Genomic DNA, 18127 nt, shown 5'->3' on the forward strand with positions numbered 1-18127 from the left:
CTATGAAGATCATGTCGCAAAGCCTTGAAATCGCGGTTCTCTCCCGTGGCTACGCCGACGGCTCCCTGACGCCGGAATCGGTGCTCGACACGGTCTATGGCCGGATCGCCGAGCGCGGCGAGCGGCCGGTCTGGATCGCGCTGGTTCCGCGCGAGGAGGCCGGACGGAAGCTCGCCGAGGCCCGCGCGCGGCGGGACGCGGGCGAGGAGCTGCCGCTCTTCGGCATCCCCTTCGCGGTGAAGGACAACATCGACGTGGCCGGCATGCCGACCACCGCCGCCTGCCCGGACTTCGCCCATGTGCCGGACCGTTCCGCCACGGTGGTGGAGCGGCTGGTGGGGGCCGGCGCCATCCTGATCGGCAAGACCAACCTGGACCAGTTCGCCACCGGGCTGGTCGGCACCCGATCGCCCTACGGCATCTGCTCGTCGGTCTTCGACGCGCGCTACGTGTCGGGCGGGTCGAGCGCCGGGTCGGGTGTCGCGGTGGGCGCGGGGCTTGTCAGCTTCGCGCTCGGCACCGACACGGCGGGCTCCGGCCGCGTGCCGGCGGGCTTCAACAACGTCGTCGGGCTGAAGCCGACCAAGGGCTTCATCAGCACGGCGGGCGTGCTGCCGGCCTGCCGGACGCAGGATGTGGTGTCGGTCTTCGCGGGCAGCTGCGGCGACGCGCTGGCGGTGCTGAATGCGGCGGGCGGCTTCGACGCCGCCGACCCCTATTCCCGCTGCGCGCCCGCCGGCGCCGCCCGTCCGGCGCACTGGCCGAAGGGCTTCCGCTTCGGCGTGCCCCGGGAAGGGCTGGAGTTCTTCGGCGACGAAGCCGCGTCCGCCCTCTTCACCGAGGCGGTCGCCCGGCTGGAGTCGCTGGGTGGCACGGCGGTGCCGGTGGACTACACCGTGTTCCGCGACGCGGCCTCGCTGCTCTACGCCGGCCCCTGGGTAGCGGAGCGTCTGGCCGCCGTCCGCGACTTCGCGCTGTCCAAGCCGGACTCGCTGCACCCCGTGGTCGGCGGCATCATCCTGGGTGCGAAGGAGAAGACCGCCGTCGAGACCTTCGAGGGCATGTACCGGCTGGCCGAGCTGACCCGCCGGGCCGAGGCCGAATGGGCGAAGATGGACGTGCTGCTGCTGCCCACCACCGGTACGACCTACACGATCGAGGAGCTGCTGGCCGACCCGGTCCGGCTGAACACGAATCTCGGCTACTACACGAACTTCGTGAACCTTATGGACCTGTCGGCCATTGCCGTGCCGGCCGGCTTCCGGGAGAACGGGCTGCCCTTCGGCGTCACCTTCGTCGGTGCCGCCTTCGCCGACGGCGCGCTGGCCGCACTGGCCGACCGCTTCCACCGTCTCCAAGGCCCGACCATCGGCGCCACGGGCCAGCCGGTCGCCGGCCCGGCTCTGGAGGATGCGCTGGAGGCCGCGGCACCCGGCACCGTGCGCATCGCGGTCGTCGGCGCGCATCTGACGGGCCAGCCGCTGAACCACCAGCTCACCGGCCGCAACGGCCGGCTTGTCGCCACCACGGCCAGCGCCGCGGGCTACCGGCTCTATTCGCTGCCCGGCACGGTGCCGGCCAAGCCAGGCCTCGTCCGCGACGCCGCCGGCCCCGGCGGGATCGAGCTGGAGGTCTGGGAGCTGGACACCGCGTCCTTCGGAAGCTTCGTCGCCGAGGTCCCGGCACCCATGGCCATCGGCTCGGTCGAACTCGCCGACGGCAGCCGGGTGAAGGGCTTCCTGTGCGAGCCCATCGCCCTGGAGGGTGCGGAGGAGATCACCCGCTTCGGCGGATGGCGCAACTGGCTCGCCCGCGCCTGACAGCCTTAACCCTATCCGACAGCCCGAACCCGCCCTGACCCCGCCCTGACCCCCATGGAAGGAACATCCCGCATGCGGACCTTTTTCAAGCGCGCGGTCCTTGCCGCCGCCCTCGCGACCGCCGTCTTCACCGTGCAGTCGCCGGCCTCGGCCGCCGAGAAGTCGTCCTTCAAGGTCGCCTGGTCGATCTACGCGGGCTGGATGCCCTGGGGCTACGCCGCCGAAAGCGGCATCATGAAGAAGTGGGCCGACAAGTACGGCATCCAGGTCGAGATCGTTCAGGTCAACGACTACATCGAGTCCATCAACCAGTACACGGCCGGCGCCTTCGACGGCTGCGTGATGACCAACATGGACGCGCTGACCATTCCTGCGGCGGGCGGGGTGGATTCCACCTCGCTGATCGTCGGCGACTTCTCCGACGGCAACGACGGGCTGGTGGTCAAGAAGGGCAAGAGCATCGCCGAGTTGAAGGGCCAGCGCGTCAATCTGGTCGAGCTGTCGGTGTCGCACTACCTGCTGGCCCGCGCGCTCGACAGCGCCGGGCTGACGGAGCGCGACGTGCGGGTGGTGAACACGGCCGACGCCGACATCGTCTCCGCCTTCACCTCGTCGGACGACGTGACCGCCGTGGTCACCTGGAACCCGCAGCTGAGCGAGGTGAAGAAGGCCCCCGGCGCCACCGAGCTGTTCAACTCCAGCAACATCCCCGGCGAGATCCTCGACCTGATGATCGTCAACAGCGCGGTGCTGAAGGACAACCCGAAGCTCGGCAAGGCGCTCGTCGGCGCCTGGTACGAGATCATGGGGCTGATGACCGCGAACGGCGAGGCCGGCACAAAGGCCCTGACCGCGATGGCCCAGGCCTCGGGCACCGACCTCGCCGGCTACAAGGCCCAGCTCGCGACCACGAACCTGTTCTCCGAGGCCAGGGCGGCGGCCGATTTCGCCAAGGGTCCGGTGATCCAGAAGAGCATGGACCTCGTCCGCAAGTTCTCCTTCGACCACGGGCTGCTGGGCGAGGGTGCCCGCACGGTGGACGCCGTCGGCATCGCTTTCCCGGACGGCACGGTGCTGGGCGACGCGAAGAACGTGAAGCTGCGCTTCGACGCCGGCTTCATGACCGAAGCCGCCGAGGGGAAGCTGTAATCCATGCGCCGGATCATCAACCGGCGGCCGGGCCGGGGAGGGGTTCTGTTCTGGGGCCTCCTCCCCTTCGCGGCGGCCTGCGCCGTCTATGCCGTGGCGTCGGCGATGCGTCTGGCGGCCAATCCCAACGACAAGCTGCTGCCGCCGCTGTCGGCGCTGGGCGAGGCCATCGCCCGCGTCGCTTTCTCGCCCGACGCCCGCACCGGCGACTATCTGCTGTGGGTGGACACGGCGGCGAGCCTGCAGCGGCTCGGGCTCGGGCTCGGTGTGTCGCTGCTGATCGCACTGGTGCTGGGCATCGCCATCGGGCTGATCCCCTATGTGCGGGCCGGGCTGGCGCCCTTCGTCGCCATCCTGTCGATGATCCCGCCGATGGCGGTGCTGCCGGTGCTCTTCATCGTCTTCGGGCTGGACGAGCTGTCCAAGGTGGTGCTGATCGTCTTCGGCGTGGTGCCCTTCCTGATCCGCGACCTCGCGGGGCGGGTGGGCGAGATCCCGCGCGAACAGCTGATCAAGGCGCAGACCCTGGGGGCGTCGAGCTGGCAGATCGTCGTCCGCGTCGTGCTGCCGCAGATGGTGCCGCGGCTGGTGGACGCCCTGCGGCTGTCGCTCGGCCCGGCCTGGCTGTTCCTGATCTCCGCCGAGGCCATCGCCGCGACCGAAGGGCTCGGCTACCGCATCTTCCTGGTCCGCCGTTACATGGCGATGGACGTGATCCTGCCCTACGTCGCCTGGATCACGCTGCTCGCCTTCGTGTCGGACTATCTGCTGCGCCGCTTCAACAGCCGCTTCTTCCCCTGGATGCAGGCCGGAAAGGGTCCGTCATGAGCCATGTGTCCGTCCGCGGAGTCTGGAAGGAATACCCGAACCAGGTCGTGCTGGAGCGCGTGAACCTGGAGATCCCCTCGGGCGAGTTCTGCGCGCTGGTCGGCCCGTCCGGCTGCGGCAAGACCACCTTCCTGCGCATGCTGCTGGGCGAGGAAAGCCCGAGCCGCGGCAGCATCCTGCTGGACGGCGAGCCGCTGGTGGCCGAACCGGGGCCGGAGCGCGGCGTGGTCTTTCAGCGCTATTCCGTCTTCCCGCACCTGACCGCGCTGCAGAACGTCGTCATCGGGCGGGAGTTCGCCTCCTCCCGCTTTCTCGCCCGCCTGTTCGGCGCCCAGCGCCGCGAGGCGGAGGAAGAGGCCAAGTCGATCCTCGCCACGGTGGGGCTGGGCGCGCATCTGAACAAATACCCGGCAGAGCTGTCCGGCGGCATGCAGCAGCGCCTTGCCATCGCCCAGGCGCTGATCCGCAAGCCGAAGATCCTGCTGCTGGACGAGCCCTTCGGCGCGCTCGACTCCGGTACCAAGGCGCAGATGTACGAGCTGCTGCTGCGTCTGTGGGCCGAGGAGAAGATGACCGTCTTCATGGTCACCCACGACCTGAAGGAGGGCTTCACGCTGGCGACCCGCGTGCTGGCCTTCGACAAGGTCCGGCTCGACCCGACCGACCCCGGCGCCTACGGCGCCACCATCACCTACAACCTGCCCCTCGACGAGAAGAAGGCCAGGATGGCGCAGGCGGAAGCGGCCGCAGCCGAAGCGGTGCCGGCGTCCTGACACGCGACGATTCAGCCGGTGGCGGGCATGGCGCGCCCGGTCTTGGCCTGGGACGGCTTCTGCTGCATCTCCTCCTTCACGATGGAGAGGAAGAGATCGACCACCGGGTTCCGGGCGCGGTTGGGGTCGTAGGCCGCCTGGAAGGGCGCGCGGTAGGAGAGGAGCTGCGGCTGGATCGCGCGCAGCCTTCCCTGGGCCACGAAGAGCGCGGCGTAATGGTCGGGCAGGTAGCCGAGATAGCAGCCGGACAGCACCAGCCGCGCCGCCCCCTCCATGTCGCTGACGGTGGCCTTCGGGGTGGCGATGGCGAAGATCTTCAGGTCGCGGGTGCCCCAGTAGGCGCGGGCGACGAGCCGGTGGTTGCGCACGTCGTCGATGGTCAGCGCCCGGTCGTCCGCCTCGAACAGCGGGTGGCCGCGCCCGCAGTAGAAGTGGTTCGTTTCCTGATAGAGACCGACATAGGACAGGCCCGGCACGATGCGGGGAAAGCTGGCGATCGCGAGCTGCAGGTTGCCGCCGACCACGTCGCGCAGCAGCTCGTTCGGCGGGCGGGTGAGGATGGACAGGGAGACCTCGGGTGCCGCGTCCGTGAAGCGGGCGAGCACGCGTTCCAGCGGTGCCTGCGGGTCGGACAGCGTGTTGTCCACCAGCCCGAGGTTCAGCGTCCCGGTCAGCCGGTCGCGCAGCCCCCGGACCCGCGCGGAGAATCGGTCGAGCGTGTCGAACACGCGCCGCACCTCGTCATAGACCGCCTGGCCCTCCGGCGTGACTTGGAATCCCGACCGGCCGCGCCGGCACAACCGCACGCCGAGCCGTGCCTCAAGGTCGGAAAAATGCGTGGAAATGGTGGAGAGGGACAGATTCAGCTCGCTTTGCGCGGCGGTGAAGCCGCCGGATTCCACGATGGTCATGAACAGGCGCAACAGGCGCAGATCGACGGTTTCCAGGCTCATCCAACCCATCCCGATAAGGCTTGCCGCCTGGGCGACACTCTTGCAGCATGCCCGCGGAACGGCAAGGGCGGCGGCCCTCTCACTTTGACGCCTGTCGAAGCAAGCTCCAAAAGAATGGCATTTTTTCGGAGTTGTAACCGCCGTCTAATGCCGGAGACAGGGAACGACGGCAAGGCGCCGCAAAGGCGCGCCACAACGGCTTCACGAAAGGGCGAATCATGACGAATACGACGAACACGACCCGCTTCCAGGGCGGCGTCAGCCGCCGCGCGGTGCTGGCGGGGGCCGGCGGCCTCGCCGCCGCGGCCACCGTGACCGGCTTCCCGAACATCCTGCGCGCCCAGGACAAGTCGCTGAAGGTCGGCGTCTATGGCGGCTACTTCAAGGAATCCTTCGACAAGCACGTCTTCCCCGAATTCACCAAGGCCACGGGCATCGCCGTGGAGTCCGTCGCCGAGCCGACCGGCGAGGCCTGGCTGGTCCAGCTCGAACAGGCCGCCCGGGCCCGCCAGGCGCCGGCCGACGTGTCGATGATGTCCCAGGTTGCCATGCTGAAGGGCATGAGCGCCGACCTCTGGGCGCCGCTCGACCTGGGCAAGATGCCCAACACGGCCAATGTGCTGCCGCACCTCGTGAACAAGTACCCGGACGGCCGCGTCGCCGGCATCGGTGCGGTGTCCTGGTTCATCACGCTGGTCACCAACACCCAGTCCTACCCGCAGGCCCCGGCGAGCTGGGCGGCGCTGTGGGATCCCGCCAACAAGGGCAAGCTCGGCCTGATGGCGCTGGTCAGCAACAGCTTCCTGCTGGAGGTGGCCGCCGCCACCCACTTCGGCGGTACCAAGCATCTGGACACGGAGGCCGGCCAGCTCGACTGCTTCAAGAAGCTGGCGGAGCTGAAGGACAACGTGAATCTCTGGTACCGCGACGAGGCCCAGTTCGAGGCCGCGCTGAAATCGGGCGAGATCCCGATGGGCCAGTACTATCACGACGTGACCGGCCTCGCCGTCGCCGACGGCCAGCCGGTCCGCTCCACCTTCCCGAAGGAAGGCGGCATCAACGACAGCGGAAGCTGGGCGGTCACCCGCGCCTCCACAAAGCTCGACCTCGCGCATGTCTACATCGACTACATGAGCCAGCCGTCGGTCCAGGCGCTGCTGTCGCGCAAGGTCGGCACGGCACCCACCATCCCGCGCGCCAAGACCGACCTGACCGACGCCGAGTTCGGCGCCGTCTCCTCCGAGATCGCACCGATCGTGCCGCGCTACGACATGTACCAGACAAAGGCCGATTGGCTGAACGAGAAGTGGACGGAGATGATCGTCGGCTGAGGCTGGCTTCAAGGCCGGACGAGCGCTGGCTCCCTCTCCCCTCCGGGGAGAGGGTTGGGGTGAGGGGGCCGGCGTTGCCGGACTGTCCGGTTCCCCGGCAACTCCCTCACCCTCCCGCCGCGCGGGTCCCTCCCTCTCCCCTTGGGGAAAGGGAGCAGGCCGTCTTCCCGCCCTCACTTCCCCGTCTCCTCCTCCGGAAAGCACGCCCATGTCCGCTCTCGTCCTGGATGGCCTCGCCAAGCGTTACGGGTCGGTCGTCGCCGTTCATGGCGCGACCCTGCGCATTCCCCACGGGCAGTTCGTCTGCCTGCTCGGCCCGTCGGGCTGCGGCAAGACCACGCTTCTGCGCATGATCGCCGGGCTGGAGGAGCCGTCCGGCGGACGGCTGTTCATCGATGACCGGAACATCACGGAGATGCCCGCGCACAAGCGCGACTTCGGCATGGTCTTCCAGTCCCTGGCGCTGTTCCCCCACCTGACGGCGGGCGAGAACGTCGCCTATCCCCTGCGCATCCGCGGCGTGTCCGCCGCGGACCAGCGCAAGCGCGCGGCCGAGCTTCTGGACATGGTGCAGCTTCCGGGCATGGCCGACCGGCCGGTGTCCAAGCTGTCCGGCGGGCAGCGCCAGCGCGTCGCCATCGCCCGCGCGCTCGCCCTGTCGCCGAAGCTCTTCCTTCTGGACGAGCCGCTGTCGGCGCTCGACGCCAAGCTGCGCGAAGCCATGCAGATCGAGCTGAAGCAGCTCCAGCAGCGGCTCGGCATCACCACCATCGTGGTCACCCACGACCAGCGCGAGGCCATGACCATGGCCGACCTCGTGGTCGTCATGTCGCAGGGCCGGATCCATCAGGCGGCCTCGCCGGTGGAGGTCTACCGCCGCCCGGCCGACGCCTTCGTGGCCGACTTCATCGGCATGACCAACCTGCTGGAGGGCGAGGCGGCCGGCAACGGCACCCTGTCCGTCCCCGGCGGCACTCTGGTCCTGCCGGAGATGACCGGCAACAGCCGCGTCCTGCTCTCCATCCGGCCGGAGGACGTGGTGGTGCACGGCAACGCGGAAGGCGGGCCGAACCGGCTGGCCGGCAGGCTCTCCTTCGTGCGCGACCTCGGCGCCTCGGTCGAGCTGCGCATCGATGTCGCAGGGCGGGAGATCGTCGCCGTGGCCCACCCGAAGGACCGCCCCTCCGTGGCGCCCGGCAGCCCCGTGACGGTGGAACTGCCGCCGCAGGCCTGCGTCCTGCTGCCGCTGGCCACGGGCCATGCGGAGCGGGCCGCATGATCCGGCGTCCGCCCCGCACGCTCGCCGAGCACGCGCCGATCCTCTTCCCGGCGCTGATGCTGATCGTCTTCTTCGTCATTCCCTTCGGGCTGATGATCGCGGTCAGCTTCTTCCGCCGGGTCCAGGGCGGCTTCTACGAGCCGGACTTCGTCCTGGCGAATTACGAGCGCTTCCTGTCGGCCTTCTTCGGCAACGTCCTGTCCTTCTCGCTGATGCTGGCCGGACTGGTCGCCGTGGTGGCCGTGGCGATCGCCTTCCCCTTCACCTACCGGCTGGTGCGGCTGCCGCACCCGGCGCAGGTGCGGTGGCTGGTGTTCCTTCTGTCGGTGCTCTCCCTGTCGGAGGTCATCATCGGCTTCGCCTGGTCCACGCTGCTCTCCCGCACGGCCGGCATCACCAACCTGCTGGTCGCGGTCGGGCTGATGGAGGCGCCGCAGTCGCTGAGCCCCGGCTTCGGCGCGCTGCTCGCCGGCCTCGTCTACCAGGCCTTCCCCTACACGGTGCTGGTGCTCTATCCGGCACTCGCCCGCTTCGACTTCAGCCTGATGGAGGCGGCGCGCACGCTGGGCTCCTCGCCCGCGCGGGCCTTCTTCACGGTGCTGGTGCCGGCCCTGCGCAACACCATCGTCGGCACGGTGATCATGGCCTTCGTCTTCGCGCTGGGCTCCTACCTGCTGCCGCAGCTTCTCGGCCGGCCGCAGCACTGGACCTTGTCGGTGCTGATCACCGACCAGGCCATCTACCAGTCGAACATGCCCTTCGCGGCGGCGATGGCCGTCTTCCTCGTCCTCGTCAGCTTGGCGCTCGTCGGGCTGGCGCTCATCCTCGGCCGCCGGGAGGGTTCGCAATGAGATCGGCTACCATCGGCAGCGTCCTGGCCGGCCTGCTGGCGCTTCTCCTCGCCGTGCCGCTGCTCGTGGTGGCCGGCGTCTCGGTGAACGCGAAGAAGACGCTGAGTTTCCCGCCGCAGGGCTTCTCGCTGTCCTGGTACGCGGAGATCTTCACCGATCCCGGCTGGCGCGGCGCGCTCGTCAACAGCCTCACGCTCGCCGGGCTGTCGTCGGCCCTGTCGGTGCTGATCGCCTTTCCGCTGGCCTGGTTCCTGTGGCGCTGGAAGGCCCCCTGGGCGCGCGCCTTTGAGATCCTGGGCATGACGCCCTTCATCCTGCCGCCGGTCATCACGGCGCTGGGGTTCCTGAGCTTCTGGAGCGCCATCGGCGCCTATGGGCAGCAATGGACGGCGGTGGTCAGCCACGCGGTGTTCTTCGTGACGCTGCCGCTGGTGACGCTGTCGCTGGGCTTCGCCGCCGTGGACCGCTCCTACGTGGAGGCGGCCTCGACCATGGGCGCGGACGACCGCGCGGTGTTGCGCACGGTGATCCTGCCGCTGGTGCGGCCCTACATGATCTCCGGCTTCGCCTTCGCCTTCGTGCTGTCGCTGAACGAGTACATCGTCGCCTACATGTCCGTCGGCTTCACGATGGAAACCCTGCCCATCAAGATCTTCAACGCGCTGCGCTACGGCTACACACCGGTCATGGCCTCCGTGACCGTGCTGTTCGTCGCCATCACCGCCGTCATCTTCGGCCTGATCGCCCGTTTCGGCGACCTTCCGCGCCTGCTCGGCGCTTGGTCGAAGAGCGACTGAACGCCGGAGATCCGCCCTTGAACGCTTTGATCCTCTTCCGCCACTTCCCGTCATCCCCGCGAAAGCGGGGATCCAGGACGTCCCGGAGGGACCGCCTAGCGAGCTTCTGGATCCCCGCTTCCGCGGGGATGACGACCGAGCGTCGCGAGGCCGTCCGCCCGCCGAGTGGCACACTCCGAAGAATTTTTGGCTCCCGCCTCACCAGCGAAAGACCTCTCCCATGATCGATCCCAAGAAGCTCGACCAGCTCCGCGCCCGTTACAGCGGGTCCGGCGGCGACGACATCCACGATCCGGAGTTCAAGCGCGTGGCAGCGCTCCAGTTCCAGGGGGGCAAGCGGGTGCAGCCCTTCTCCGGCGTCTCGACGCTGCTGGACGCCCCCTACCGGCCGGACGCGCCGGGCCTGCCCGATTTCGGCGGGCTGGAGATCGCGCTGATCGGCGTGCCGATGGACCTGGGCGTCACCAACCGCGCGGGCTCGCGGCTGGGGCCGCGCGCCGTCCGCTCGGTGGAGCGCATCGGCCCATACGAGCATGTCCTGCGCATGGTGCCGTCGGCGGCCTGCGCCATGGCCGACGTCGGCGACGTCCCCCTGAGCAGCCGCTTCAACCTGGAGACCTGCCACGCCGACATCCAGGCCTTCTATTCGAAGGTCGCGGCGGCGGGCGTGGTGCCGCTGTCGGTCGGCGGCGACCATTCCATCAGCTATTCGATCCTGAAGGGCCTCGCCGCCGAGCGGCCGGTGGGCATGATCCACATCGACGCCCATTGCGACACCAGCGGCGCCTATGAGGGTGCGAAGTTCCACCATGGCGGTCCCTTCCGCCAGGCGGTGCTGGATGGCGTGCTCGACCCGGAGCGCACGATCCAGATCGGCATCCGTGGCGGGGCCGAGTATCTGTGGGAGTTCTCCTACGAATCCGGCATGACCGTGATCCACGCGGAGGAGGTGCCGCAGCTCGGGATCCCGGCGATCATCGAGACGGCGCGCAAGGTGGTCGGCGACGGGCCGGTCTACGTCTCCTTCGACGTGGACAGCCTCGACCCCGCCTTCGCGCCGGGCACCGGCACACCGGAGGTCGGAGGCCTGACCACGCGCGAGGTGCTGCAGCTGCTGCGCGGGCTGGTCGGGGTGGACGTGATCGGCGCCGACGTGGTGGAGGTGGCCCCGCAGTACGACGCGACCACCAACACGGCCCAGGCGGCGGCCCAGGTGCTGTTCGAGCTGCTGTGCCTGTCCACCCACGCGCTGGAGAAGCGCAAGGGGCGCTAAGACCCCGAAACCGTTCCAGGGAGGAAGCCGATGACCATCGCCGCCATGGACCATGGTGGGCAGGAGTCCGCGCGCCCGATCACCATGTTCGGGCCGGATTTCCCCTTCGCCTTCGACCGTTACGCGCGCCATCCCGCCGGGCTCGGCCGCATCCCGGCAGCGCGGCACGGGACCGAGGTGGCGGTGATCGGTGGCGGCATCGCCGGCATCGTCGCCGCCTACGAACTGATGAAGCTCGGCCTGCGGCCCGTCCTCTACGAGGCGGACCGGATTGGCGGGCGGCTGCGGTCGGAGCCCTTCAAGGGCGGGGACGGCGTCTACGCGGAGCTGGGGGCCATGCGCTTCCCGCCCTCCTCGACGACGCTGTTCCATTACTTCGACCTGGCGGGGCTGGAGACGCGGCCCTTTCCGAACCCGCTTTCCTCGGCGACGCCGAGCACGGTGATCGAGCTGGCGGGAGAAAAGCTCTACGCGACCACGCCGGACGACCTGCCGCCCCTGTTCCGGGAGGTGCAGGAGGCTTGGGCGCAGGCGCTGGAGGAATCCGCCGACTTCTCCGCCATGCAGAAGGCGATAGCGGCCCGCGACGTCGCGGCCATCAAGGGGATCTGGAACCGGCTGGTGGAGGTCTGGGACGAGCGGACCTTCTATGGCTTCATCTGCGAATCCTCCGCCTTCCGCCGCCTGTCCTTCCGGCACCGGGAGGTCTTCGGGCAGGTCGGATTCGGCACCGGCGGCTGGGACACGGACTTCCCGAACTCCATGCTGGAGATCCTGCGCGTCGTCTACACCGACGCGGATTCCGACCACCGCATGGTGGTGGGCGGGGTGGAGCAGCTTCCGCTCGCCCTGTGGCGCCGCTCGCCCAAGGGGATGGCCCATTGGCCCGAGGGCACCTCGCTGTGCGGCCTGCACAACGGCATGCCGCGGCCGCGGGTGGACCGGATCGAGGCCGCACCCGGCAACCGCATCGCCGTCACCGACCGCTGGGGCAACCGGCGTGACTATGACGCGGCGGTGGTGACGACGCAGCTCTGGCTCTTGTCGGCGCGCATCCATTGCGACGAGGTGCTGTTCAGCCATCCCATGTGGATGGCGATGGAGCGGTCGCATTACATGCAGGCGTCCAAGACCTTCGTCATGGTGGACCGGCCCTTCTGGAAGGACAAGGACCCCAGGACCGGCCAGGACCGGATGAGCATGACGCTCAGCGACCGCATGACGCGCGGCACCTACCTGATCGACAACGGCGAAGGCCTGCCGGGCGTGATCTGCCTCTCCTACACCTGGAACGACGACGCGCTGAAATGGCTGTCGCTGCCGGTGGACGACCGGGTGCGGCTGATGCTGCACAGCCTGAAGCAGATCTACCCGGACCTCGACATCGCCCCCCACATCATCGGGGAGCCGATCACGGTGTCCTGGGAGTCCGACCCGAACTTCATGGGCGCCTTCAAGGCGAACCTGCCGGGCCATTACCGCTACCAGCGCCGGCTTTACTGCCACTTCATGCAGGAGGGGCTGCCCTCGCGCCAAAAGGGCATCTTCCTGGCCGGCGACGACATCTCCTGGACCGCCGGCTGGGCGGAGGGGGCGGTGACCACCGCGCTGAACGCCGTGTGGGGCGTGATGAACCATCTGGGCGGGGCGGCCCATCCGGAGAACCCCGGTCCGGGCGACCAGTGGGACGCGCTGAAACCCATCGAACTGCCGGAGTGAGCCTCATGCGCATCGGTTTCTTCCAGGCCGCCAGCGAGACCGGCGCGCCGGACCGCAACCTCGACCGGCTGGAGCGGGCGGCCGAGGCGGCGGCCGGGCAGGACGTCGCAATCCTGATCGCGCCGGAGATGTTCCTGTCCGGCTACAACATCGGGGCGGTGGAGGTTGCCCGCCACGCCGAACCGGCGGACGGCCCCTCGGCGGCCCGCGCCTCCGCCATCGCCCGCCGGACCGGCGTGGCCCTGCTCTACGGCTATCCGGAGCGGGGAAGCGACGGGGCCGTCTACAACGCCGCGCGGCTGATCGGCCGGGATGGCACGCCGCTGCTGAACCACCGCAAGACCCACCTGTTCGGCGACCTCGACCGCAGCCAGTTCGCGCCGGGCGAGGACCATTTCGCGCTGGCGGAGATCGACGGGCTGCGGATCGGCGTGCTGATCTGCTACGAGGTCGAGTTCCCCGAGCTGGTCCGGCGCCACGCGCTGGCCGGAGCCGACGCCGTGCTGGTGCCCACGGCTCTGATGAAGCCCTTCGACATCGTGACCCGCTGCGTGGTGCCGACCCGTGCCTTCGAGAACCAGATCTTCGTCGCCTACGCCAACCGCACGGGCGTGGAGGGCGAGCTGGATTATTGCGGGCTGAGCTGCCTTGCCGGGCCGGACGGCGCCGTGCTGGCGCGCGGCGGGGAGGGGGAGGAGCTTCTGGTGGCCGAGCTGGACCCGGCGGCGCTCGCCGCCGCCCGGGCCGTCAGCGGCTTCCTCGCCGACCGCCGCCCGGCGCTCTATCGTGCACTGTCCGGGGAGCCGGAAAGGCTGTAAGCCGGGCAAAAGAAAAGGCCGCACCGGGTTGCCGGGCGGCCTTCAAGTCTAGGGAGGAAACGTCCCACAGGACGATCTGGATTGATTCTAATGATGCATCGCAAAAATTGCGAGTTGCAGGTTCAGCATGGCTGCATTGCAAAAATGCGAGTCCGCGTTCTGGGCGGTCATGCAAGCGCATGTCAGGCGCGAAAAGGCAGGGGTTTCACCGTTCCGGGGGCTTTGAACAACAAGGCATCCCTGATGGCTTCATGAAAAAACTGTTGTCATAGAGAACAAAGTTTGTTAATGAAAGACCCACGGCCTGATGGTCTGGGGAGGACGCCCGGAAGGGCAAATAAAAAAGTGGCGGTGCCGACGACCACCTTGATAAAAAGGGGCGGGGTACTGCGAATGCAAAACAGTTCGGGGTCGATGCGCGTTTCATTCGCTGCATCGGCCCCGAACTGTTTTCGGGCTTCGGTTGAGATGCCTCAGGAGAAGGCGTAGGCGTCCATTGCCAGCACACCGTAGGTGTGGCTGCGGTGGACTGGAACACCCGCCGTACCGGGGGAGCCAGCGCCCAACGCCACGAAGAGCGGCAGCAGATGCTCGTCGGTCGGGTGGTTCTCGGCAGCAAAGGGCGCGCGGCTGCGGTAGTTCAGCAGATCGTCCACCCGCTGTTCCGCGACAGCCTCCGCCATCCAGTCGCCGAAGCGGACCACCCAGTCCGGCGCCTCGATCAGGCCCTCGCGCCGGGTTGAGAAGAGTGCCCGCAGATTGTGGGTGAGCGAACCCGAGGCGAGGATCAGAACGCCTTCATCCCGCAGTGGGCGCAGCGCCTGGCCGAGCCGGTAATGGTGCTCCGGGCTTTCGTCCGGCTGGATGGAAAGCTGGGCAACCGGCACATCGGCCTGCGGGTACATGAGCGACAGGGGCACCCAGCTTCCATGGTCCAGCCCGCGGCTCGGGTGGGCGCGCACGTCGAAGCCCGCCTCCAGCAGCAGGCGCCCGGCCCGCTCCGAGACCTCCGGCGATCCCGGCGCCGGGTAGCGCATGTCGAAGAGCGCCTGGGGGAAGCCGCCGAAGTCATGGATCGTTTCCGGCGTCTCGGCGAGCGAGACGACCGGAATCTGCGTCTCCCAATGGGCGGACACCGACAGGATCGCGCGCGGCTTGCCGAGCTGCGCGCCGAAGCCCTTCAGGAAACGGTGCGCCTCGTTCTCCTCCAGCGCCAGCATGGGGGAACCGTGCGACAGGAACAGGGCGGGTGTGGAGGGCATGGGATGACTCCCCAGCTTGGAGGGTGTTCAGACGTTCCGCGGCAATACTTACGCTAAGAACAGGTACTTAGCCGTCACCCCCGCGAAAGCGGGGGTCCAGAGCTTTGCCTAGAGACTTGCTCTGCGAGTTTCTGGATCCCCGCTTTCGCGGGGATGACGGAATAACGCGCCTATTCTCCATATAAACACTGAGACACGCACGTGCCTCCCCGCCAGCGACGGGAAGGCACGGTGCCGCATCAAAACTCGTCAGTAGGTGCGCTGCGGCTCGGCCGAACCGAAGCGGTCGGTCAGGCCGGGCACCCGCAGGGCGAAGGCGCCGCTGCCGAGCAGGACCTGGACCAGCAGGGCCACCGTCCAGAAGGCCGGATATTCCCAGCCGCCGTTGGGCGAGGAGAAGCCCCAGCCGTTGGGCAGGTGCTGCAGGGTGGCGCCGACCAGGATCGGCACGAGGGCCAGCGCAATGGCGCGGGTCCAGACGCCGGCGATCAGCGCCAGCCCGCCGCCGACCTCGCCCAGGATGACGAGATAGGCCAGGAAGCCCGGATAGCCGATGCTTTCAAAATAGCCGACCGTGCCGGGGATGGTGAAGACGAAAACCTTTGTCAGCCCGTGGGCGAGGGCGAGCACGCCCAGCGAAACGCGCAGGAGGAAGGCGCCGTACGCGGCGGTGCGGACATCGATCATGGCAACCTCGGGTCTCTGGTGGGTTCGGTTGCCGTGGAGCATGCGCGCCAAGCTGCCATTCAGGAAATCATCGATGCCAATGGCGATCATTCATGCAATGAATATCCCATGGACATCGCCCGGTTCGACCTGAATCTGCTGCGCGTCTTCGAGGCGGTCTTCCAGGAACGCAGCGTGACGCGCGCCGCCCAACGGCTTCACCTGACCCAGTCGGCGGTGAGCAACGCGTTGACCCGGCTGCGGGGTGCCTTCGGCGACGATCTGTTCATGCGCTCCGCCGCCGGGATGGAGCCGACGGCACTGGCGGAGGAGATGTACGGTCCCATCCGCTCCGCGCTGGAGGGGGTGCGGGCTGCCGTCGCCCTGAACCTGCCCTTCGAGCCGGCGCGTGCCGCCGCCTCCTTCACGCTGGGCATGTCGGACCATGCGGAGTTGGTGCTTGGTCCGCCGCTGATCGCCAGTGTGGCACGGGACGCCCCGGCGGTCGAACTGACGATCCGCCATTGCGACAAGGGCACGGCCTTCGAGCTGCTGGATTCCGGCGCGATCCAGATCGCCGTGGGCATGCTGCCGGAGGCACCGGCCCGGATGACGCGGATCCTTCTGCCGCGCGACCCGCTGGTCACGCTGATGAGGGACGGCCACCCGGCGGCCGAGGGTGCTTTCGATCTGGAGCGGTTCCTGGCCTTCCCGCACCTGCTGGTGTCGGCCACGGCGGGCCGGGTCGGCGCCATCGACCGCGCCCTGGCCGAGGCCGGGCGCCGGCGCGACCTGCGGGCGGTGGTGTCGCACCTGCTGGTGGCCGGCCCGATCCTTCAGCAGAGCGACCTGTTCTGCACCATGCCGGAACAGGTGGCGCGCTCGCTCGCCGGGGCCTTCGGGCTGGCCGTCCGGCCCGCGCCCCTGCCGGTGCCGCTCTCCCGCATGTCGATGATCTGGCACAACCGCCATGACCGGCAGCCAGCCCATCTGTGGCTGCGCCGGCTGATGGCCGGGATCGCCAGGGCGGAGGGTTCCGGACACACGGCCGAGGTCTGACCCAGGCCTTGCGGGGCAACGAGCCTCAGCGGACCTGGATGCGCTGGAGGAAGCGCTCCACCTCGCCCTGGAGAACCTCGGCCTGGCGCGACACCTCGCCGGTGACGCCGAGCACCTGACAGGCGGCGGCGCCGGTCTCGCTGGCGGCCTTCTGCACCTCGGAGATGTTGCTCGACACCTCCATGGTGCGGTTCGATGCCTCCAGCACGTTGCGCGTGATCTCGACGGTCGCCGCGCTCTGCTCTTCGATGGCCGAGGCGATGGTGGCGGTGATCTCGTTCATCGCGGCGATGGTGTCGCCGATGCCCTGGATCGCCGTCACCGCCTGACCCGCGACGTCGCGCATGGAGGTGATCTGTGAGCCGATCTCCTCGGTGGCGCGGGCGGTCTGGTTGGCAAGCTGCTTCACCTCGCTGGCGACGACGGCGAAGCCCTTGCCGGCCTCGCCGGCGCGGGCCGCCTCGATCGTGGCGTTCAGGGCCAGCAGGTTGGTCTGCTCGGCGATGCTCTGGATCAGGTGGACCACCTCGCCGATCTTGTGCGCGGCTTCGGTCAGGCCGGCGACGGTGTTGTTCGTGCGCGCGGCCTCCTGCACGGCGTTGCCGGCGATGCCCGAGGATTTTGCCGCATGGGTGGAGATATCCCGCAACGCCATTGCCATGCGCTCGGCGGCGCCGGCAACCGTCTGGACATTCGTGGAGGTCTGCTCCGACGCGCTCGCCGAAGCGGTCGCTTGCCGGCTGGTCTCCTCCGCGATGGCGGACATGCTCTGGGCGGTCGCCTCCAGCTCGGTGGTGGCGGACGCCACGCTGCCGACGAGCTGCTTGATGGTCGCCTCGAAGTTCTGCGCCATGCGCACCTGTTCGGTGACCGCTTGCCAGCTCAGCATCGCGCCGCAATAGGTCTTCTTCTTGTCGAGCACGGCAATGAAGCTGAGGTCGATCCACTCCTCGCCGATCTGCAGGCGGCACTTGTAGGGCAGGGCCGACGGATCAGGCAGCTTCGCGCGGAGATCCGCGGCGATGGCGGGGAAGAGGTCGGCGGCGTGACGTCCCATCACGTTCTTGGCGGTCGCCGGGAAGGCGTCGCCGAGCCGGCCGATCAGCTCCTTGGCGGCCGTGTTGATGTAGGTGACCGTGAATCCCTGCGACGTGTCGCACCACAGCAGCGGCACCGGCACGCAGTCGATCATCATCATCGCGGATTCGAACCAGGTCTGAAGCTCCGCGTGGCGATCCTTCAACGCGTTGTACTTCTTCTTAGACGCGAACGGCTTCCACATGCGGTCCCCCCATCGGCACGGCGCCGCCCAATTCCGGACGGTCAGTTATACCCTCATTCCGTAAGACAAGCTTTAGCGCAAAATTGTTAAGAAAATACTACGCGTCAACCCTCGGTCGCGTGCGCTGCAAAAAGGCCATAAGTTTTCAAGGTCGCGGATCGATCCGGACCCGGAACGGGAATTTCGTTACGGCGCGTCATGCGTGTGACATGTCATTATTCCCTCTCCCGAAGGAGAGATGCTCTCTTATTACTGAGCGCATAGGCA

The 18127-nt window shown here is 68.4% G+C and carries 16 protein-coding genes; 12 read left to right on the plus strand and 4 right to left on the minus strand.

The features are described from left to right. Nucleotides 1-11: 11 nt before the first annotated feature. The 4 genes from atzF to JUB11_RS15655 all read left to right on the plus strand — a co-directional run bounded on the left by atzF (nt 12) and on the right by JUB11_RS15655 (nt 4570). Nucleotides 12-1820, plus strand: a complete 1809-nt coding sequence (atzF, locus tag JUB11_RS15640; RefSeq protein ID WP_247887088.1) for an allophanate hydrolase — start codon at nt 12-14, stop codon at nt 1818-1820. A gap of 72 nt (nt 1821-1892) precedes the next feature. Then, a complete protein-coding gene (locus JUB11_RS15645; protein WP_207459489.1) occupies nt 1893-2969 on the plus strand; it encodes a putative urea ABC transporter substrate-binding protein in 1077 nt (358 codons plus the stop codon). A 3-nt stretch (nt 2970-2972) separates the two neighbouring features. After that, nucleotides 2973-3797, plus strand: coding sequence for an ABC transporter permease subunit (locus JUB11_RS15650; RefSeq protein WP_207459490.1), 825 nt, complete (start codon nt 2973-2975; stop codon nt 3795-3797). Continuing rightward, nucleotides 3794-4570 carry an ABC transporter ATP-binding protein gene (locus JUB11_RS15655; protein WP_207459491.1) on the plus strand — a complete coding sequence of 259 codons (777 nt, stop codon included), beginning with the start codon at nt 3794-3796 and terminating at the stop codon, nt 4568-4570. The genes JUB11_RS15650 and JUB11_RS15655 overlap by 4 nt, the downstream gene beginning before the upstream one ends. An 11-nt stretch (nt 4571-4581) precedes the next feature. Here JUB11_RS15655 and JUB11_RS15660 read toward each other — a convergent pair whose 3' ends face one another. Beyond that, nucleotides 4582-5523: a LysR family transcriptional regulator gene (locus JUB11_RS15660; RefSeq protein WP_247887089.1), complete on the minus strand. Its 942-nt coding sequence runs from the start codon at nt 5521-5523 to the stop codon at nt 4582-4584. A gap of 218 nt (nt 5524-5741) precedes the next feature. Here JUB11_RS15660 and JUB11_RS15665 point away from each other — a divergent pair, with 218 nt between their 5' ends. From JUB11_RS15665 to JUB11_RS15695, 7 genes are all read left to right on the plus strand, one after another. Further along, nucleotides 5742-6854: an extracellular solute-binding protein gene (locus JUB11_RS15665; protein ID WP_207459493.1), complete on the plus strand. Its 1113-nt coding sequence runs from the start codon at nt 5742-5744 to the stop codon at nt 6852-6854. Between the two features lie 208 nt (nt 6855-7062). Next, nucleotides 7063-8133: an ABC transporter ATP-binding protein gene (locus tag JUB11_RS15670; protein ID WP_207459494.1), complete on the plus strand. Its 1071-nt coding sequence runs from the start codon at nt 7063-7065 to the stop codon at nt 8131-8133. Then, nucleotides 8130-8984, plus strand: coding sequence for an ABC transporter permease (locus tag JUB11_RS15675; protein WP_207459495.1), 855 nt, complete (start codon nt 8130-8132; stop codon nt 8982-8984). The genes JUB11_RS15670 and JUB11_RS15675 overlap by 4 nt, the downstream gene beginning before the upstream one ends. Then, a complete protein-coding gene (locus tag JUB11_RS15680) occupies nt 8981-9781 on the plus strand; it encodes an ABC transporter permease (protein ID WP_207459496.1) in 801 nt (266 codons plus the stop codon). The genes JUB11_RS15675 and JUB11_RS15680 overlap by 4 nt, the downstream gene beginning before the upstream one ends. 220 nt (nt 9782-10001) lie before the next feature. Continuing rightward, nucleotides 10002-11054, plus strand: a complete 1053-nt coding sequence (speB, locus tag JUB11_RS15685) for an agmatinase (RefSeq protein WP_207459497.1) — start codon at nt 10002-10004, stop codon at nt 11052-11054. A 30-nt stretch (nt 11055-11084) separates the two neighbouring features. Continuing rightward, nucleotides 11085-12773 (plus strand): NAD(P)/FAD-dependent oxidoreductase, encoded by a 1689-nt coding sequence (locus JUB11_RS15690; RefSeq protein ID WP_247887090.1) that lies wholly within the window; start codon nt 11085-11087, stop codon nt 12771-12773. 5 nt (nt 12774-12778) lie between these two features. Then, nucleotides 12779-13591: a carbon-nitrogen hydrolase family protein gene (locus JUB11_RS15695; protein ID WP_207459498.1), complete on the plus strand. Its 813-nt coding sequence runs from the start codon at nt 12779-12781 to the stop codon at nt 13589-13591. A gap of 473 nt (nt 13592-14064) precedes the next feature. Here JUB11_RS15695 and JUB11_RS15700 read toward each other — a convergent pair whose 3' ends face one another. After that, on the minus strand, nt 14065-14853 hold the full coding sequence (locus tag JUB11_RS15700) for a class III extradiol ring-cleavage dioxygenase (RefSeq protein WP_207459499.1): 789 nt from the start codon (nt 14851-14853) through the stop codon (nt 14065-14067). A 249-nt stretch (nt 14854-15102) separates the two neighbouring features. Further along, nucleotides 15103-15540, minus strand: coding sequence for a DoxX family protein (locus tag JUB11_RS15705; RefSeq protein WP_207459547.1), 438 nt, complete (start codon nt 15538-15540; stop codon nt 15103-15105). Nucleotides 15541-15648: 108 nt separating this feature from the next. Here JUB11_RS15705 and JUB11_RS15710 point away from each other — a divergent pair, with 108 nt between their 5' ends. Next, entirely contained in the window at nt 15649-16578 is a 930-nt protein-coding gene (locus tag JUB11_RS15710) for a LysR family transcriptional regulator (RefSeq protein WP_207459500.1), read from the plus strand. 25 nt (nt 16579-16603) lie between these two features. Here JUB11_RS15710 and JUB11_RS33200 read toward each other — a convergent pair whose 3' ends face one another. Beyond that, on the minus strand, nt 16604-17860 hold the full coding sequence (locus JUB11_RS33200; protein ID WP_207459501.1) for a methyl-accepting chemotaxis protein: 1257 nt from the start codon (nt 17858-17860) through the stop codon (nt 16604-16606). Between the last annotated feature and the right edge of the window lie 267 nt (nt 17861-18127).

It is taken from the genome of Azospirillum sp. SYSU D00513, assembly GCF_017356015.1.
Classification (GTDB): Bacteria; Pseudomonadota; Alphaproteobacteria; order Azospirillales; family Azospirillaceae; genus Azospirillum.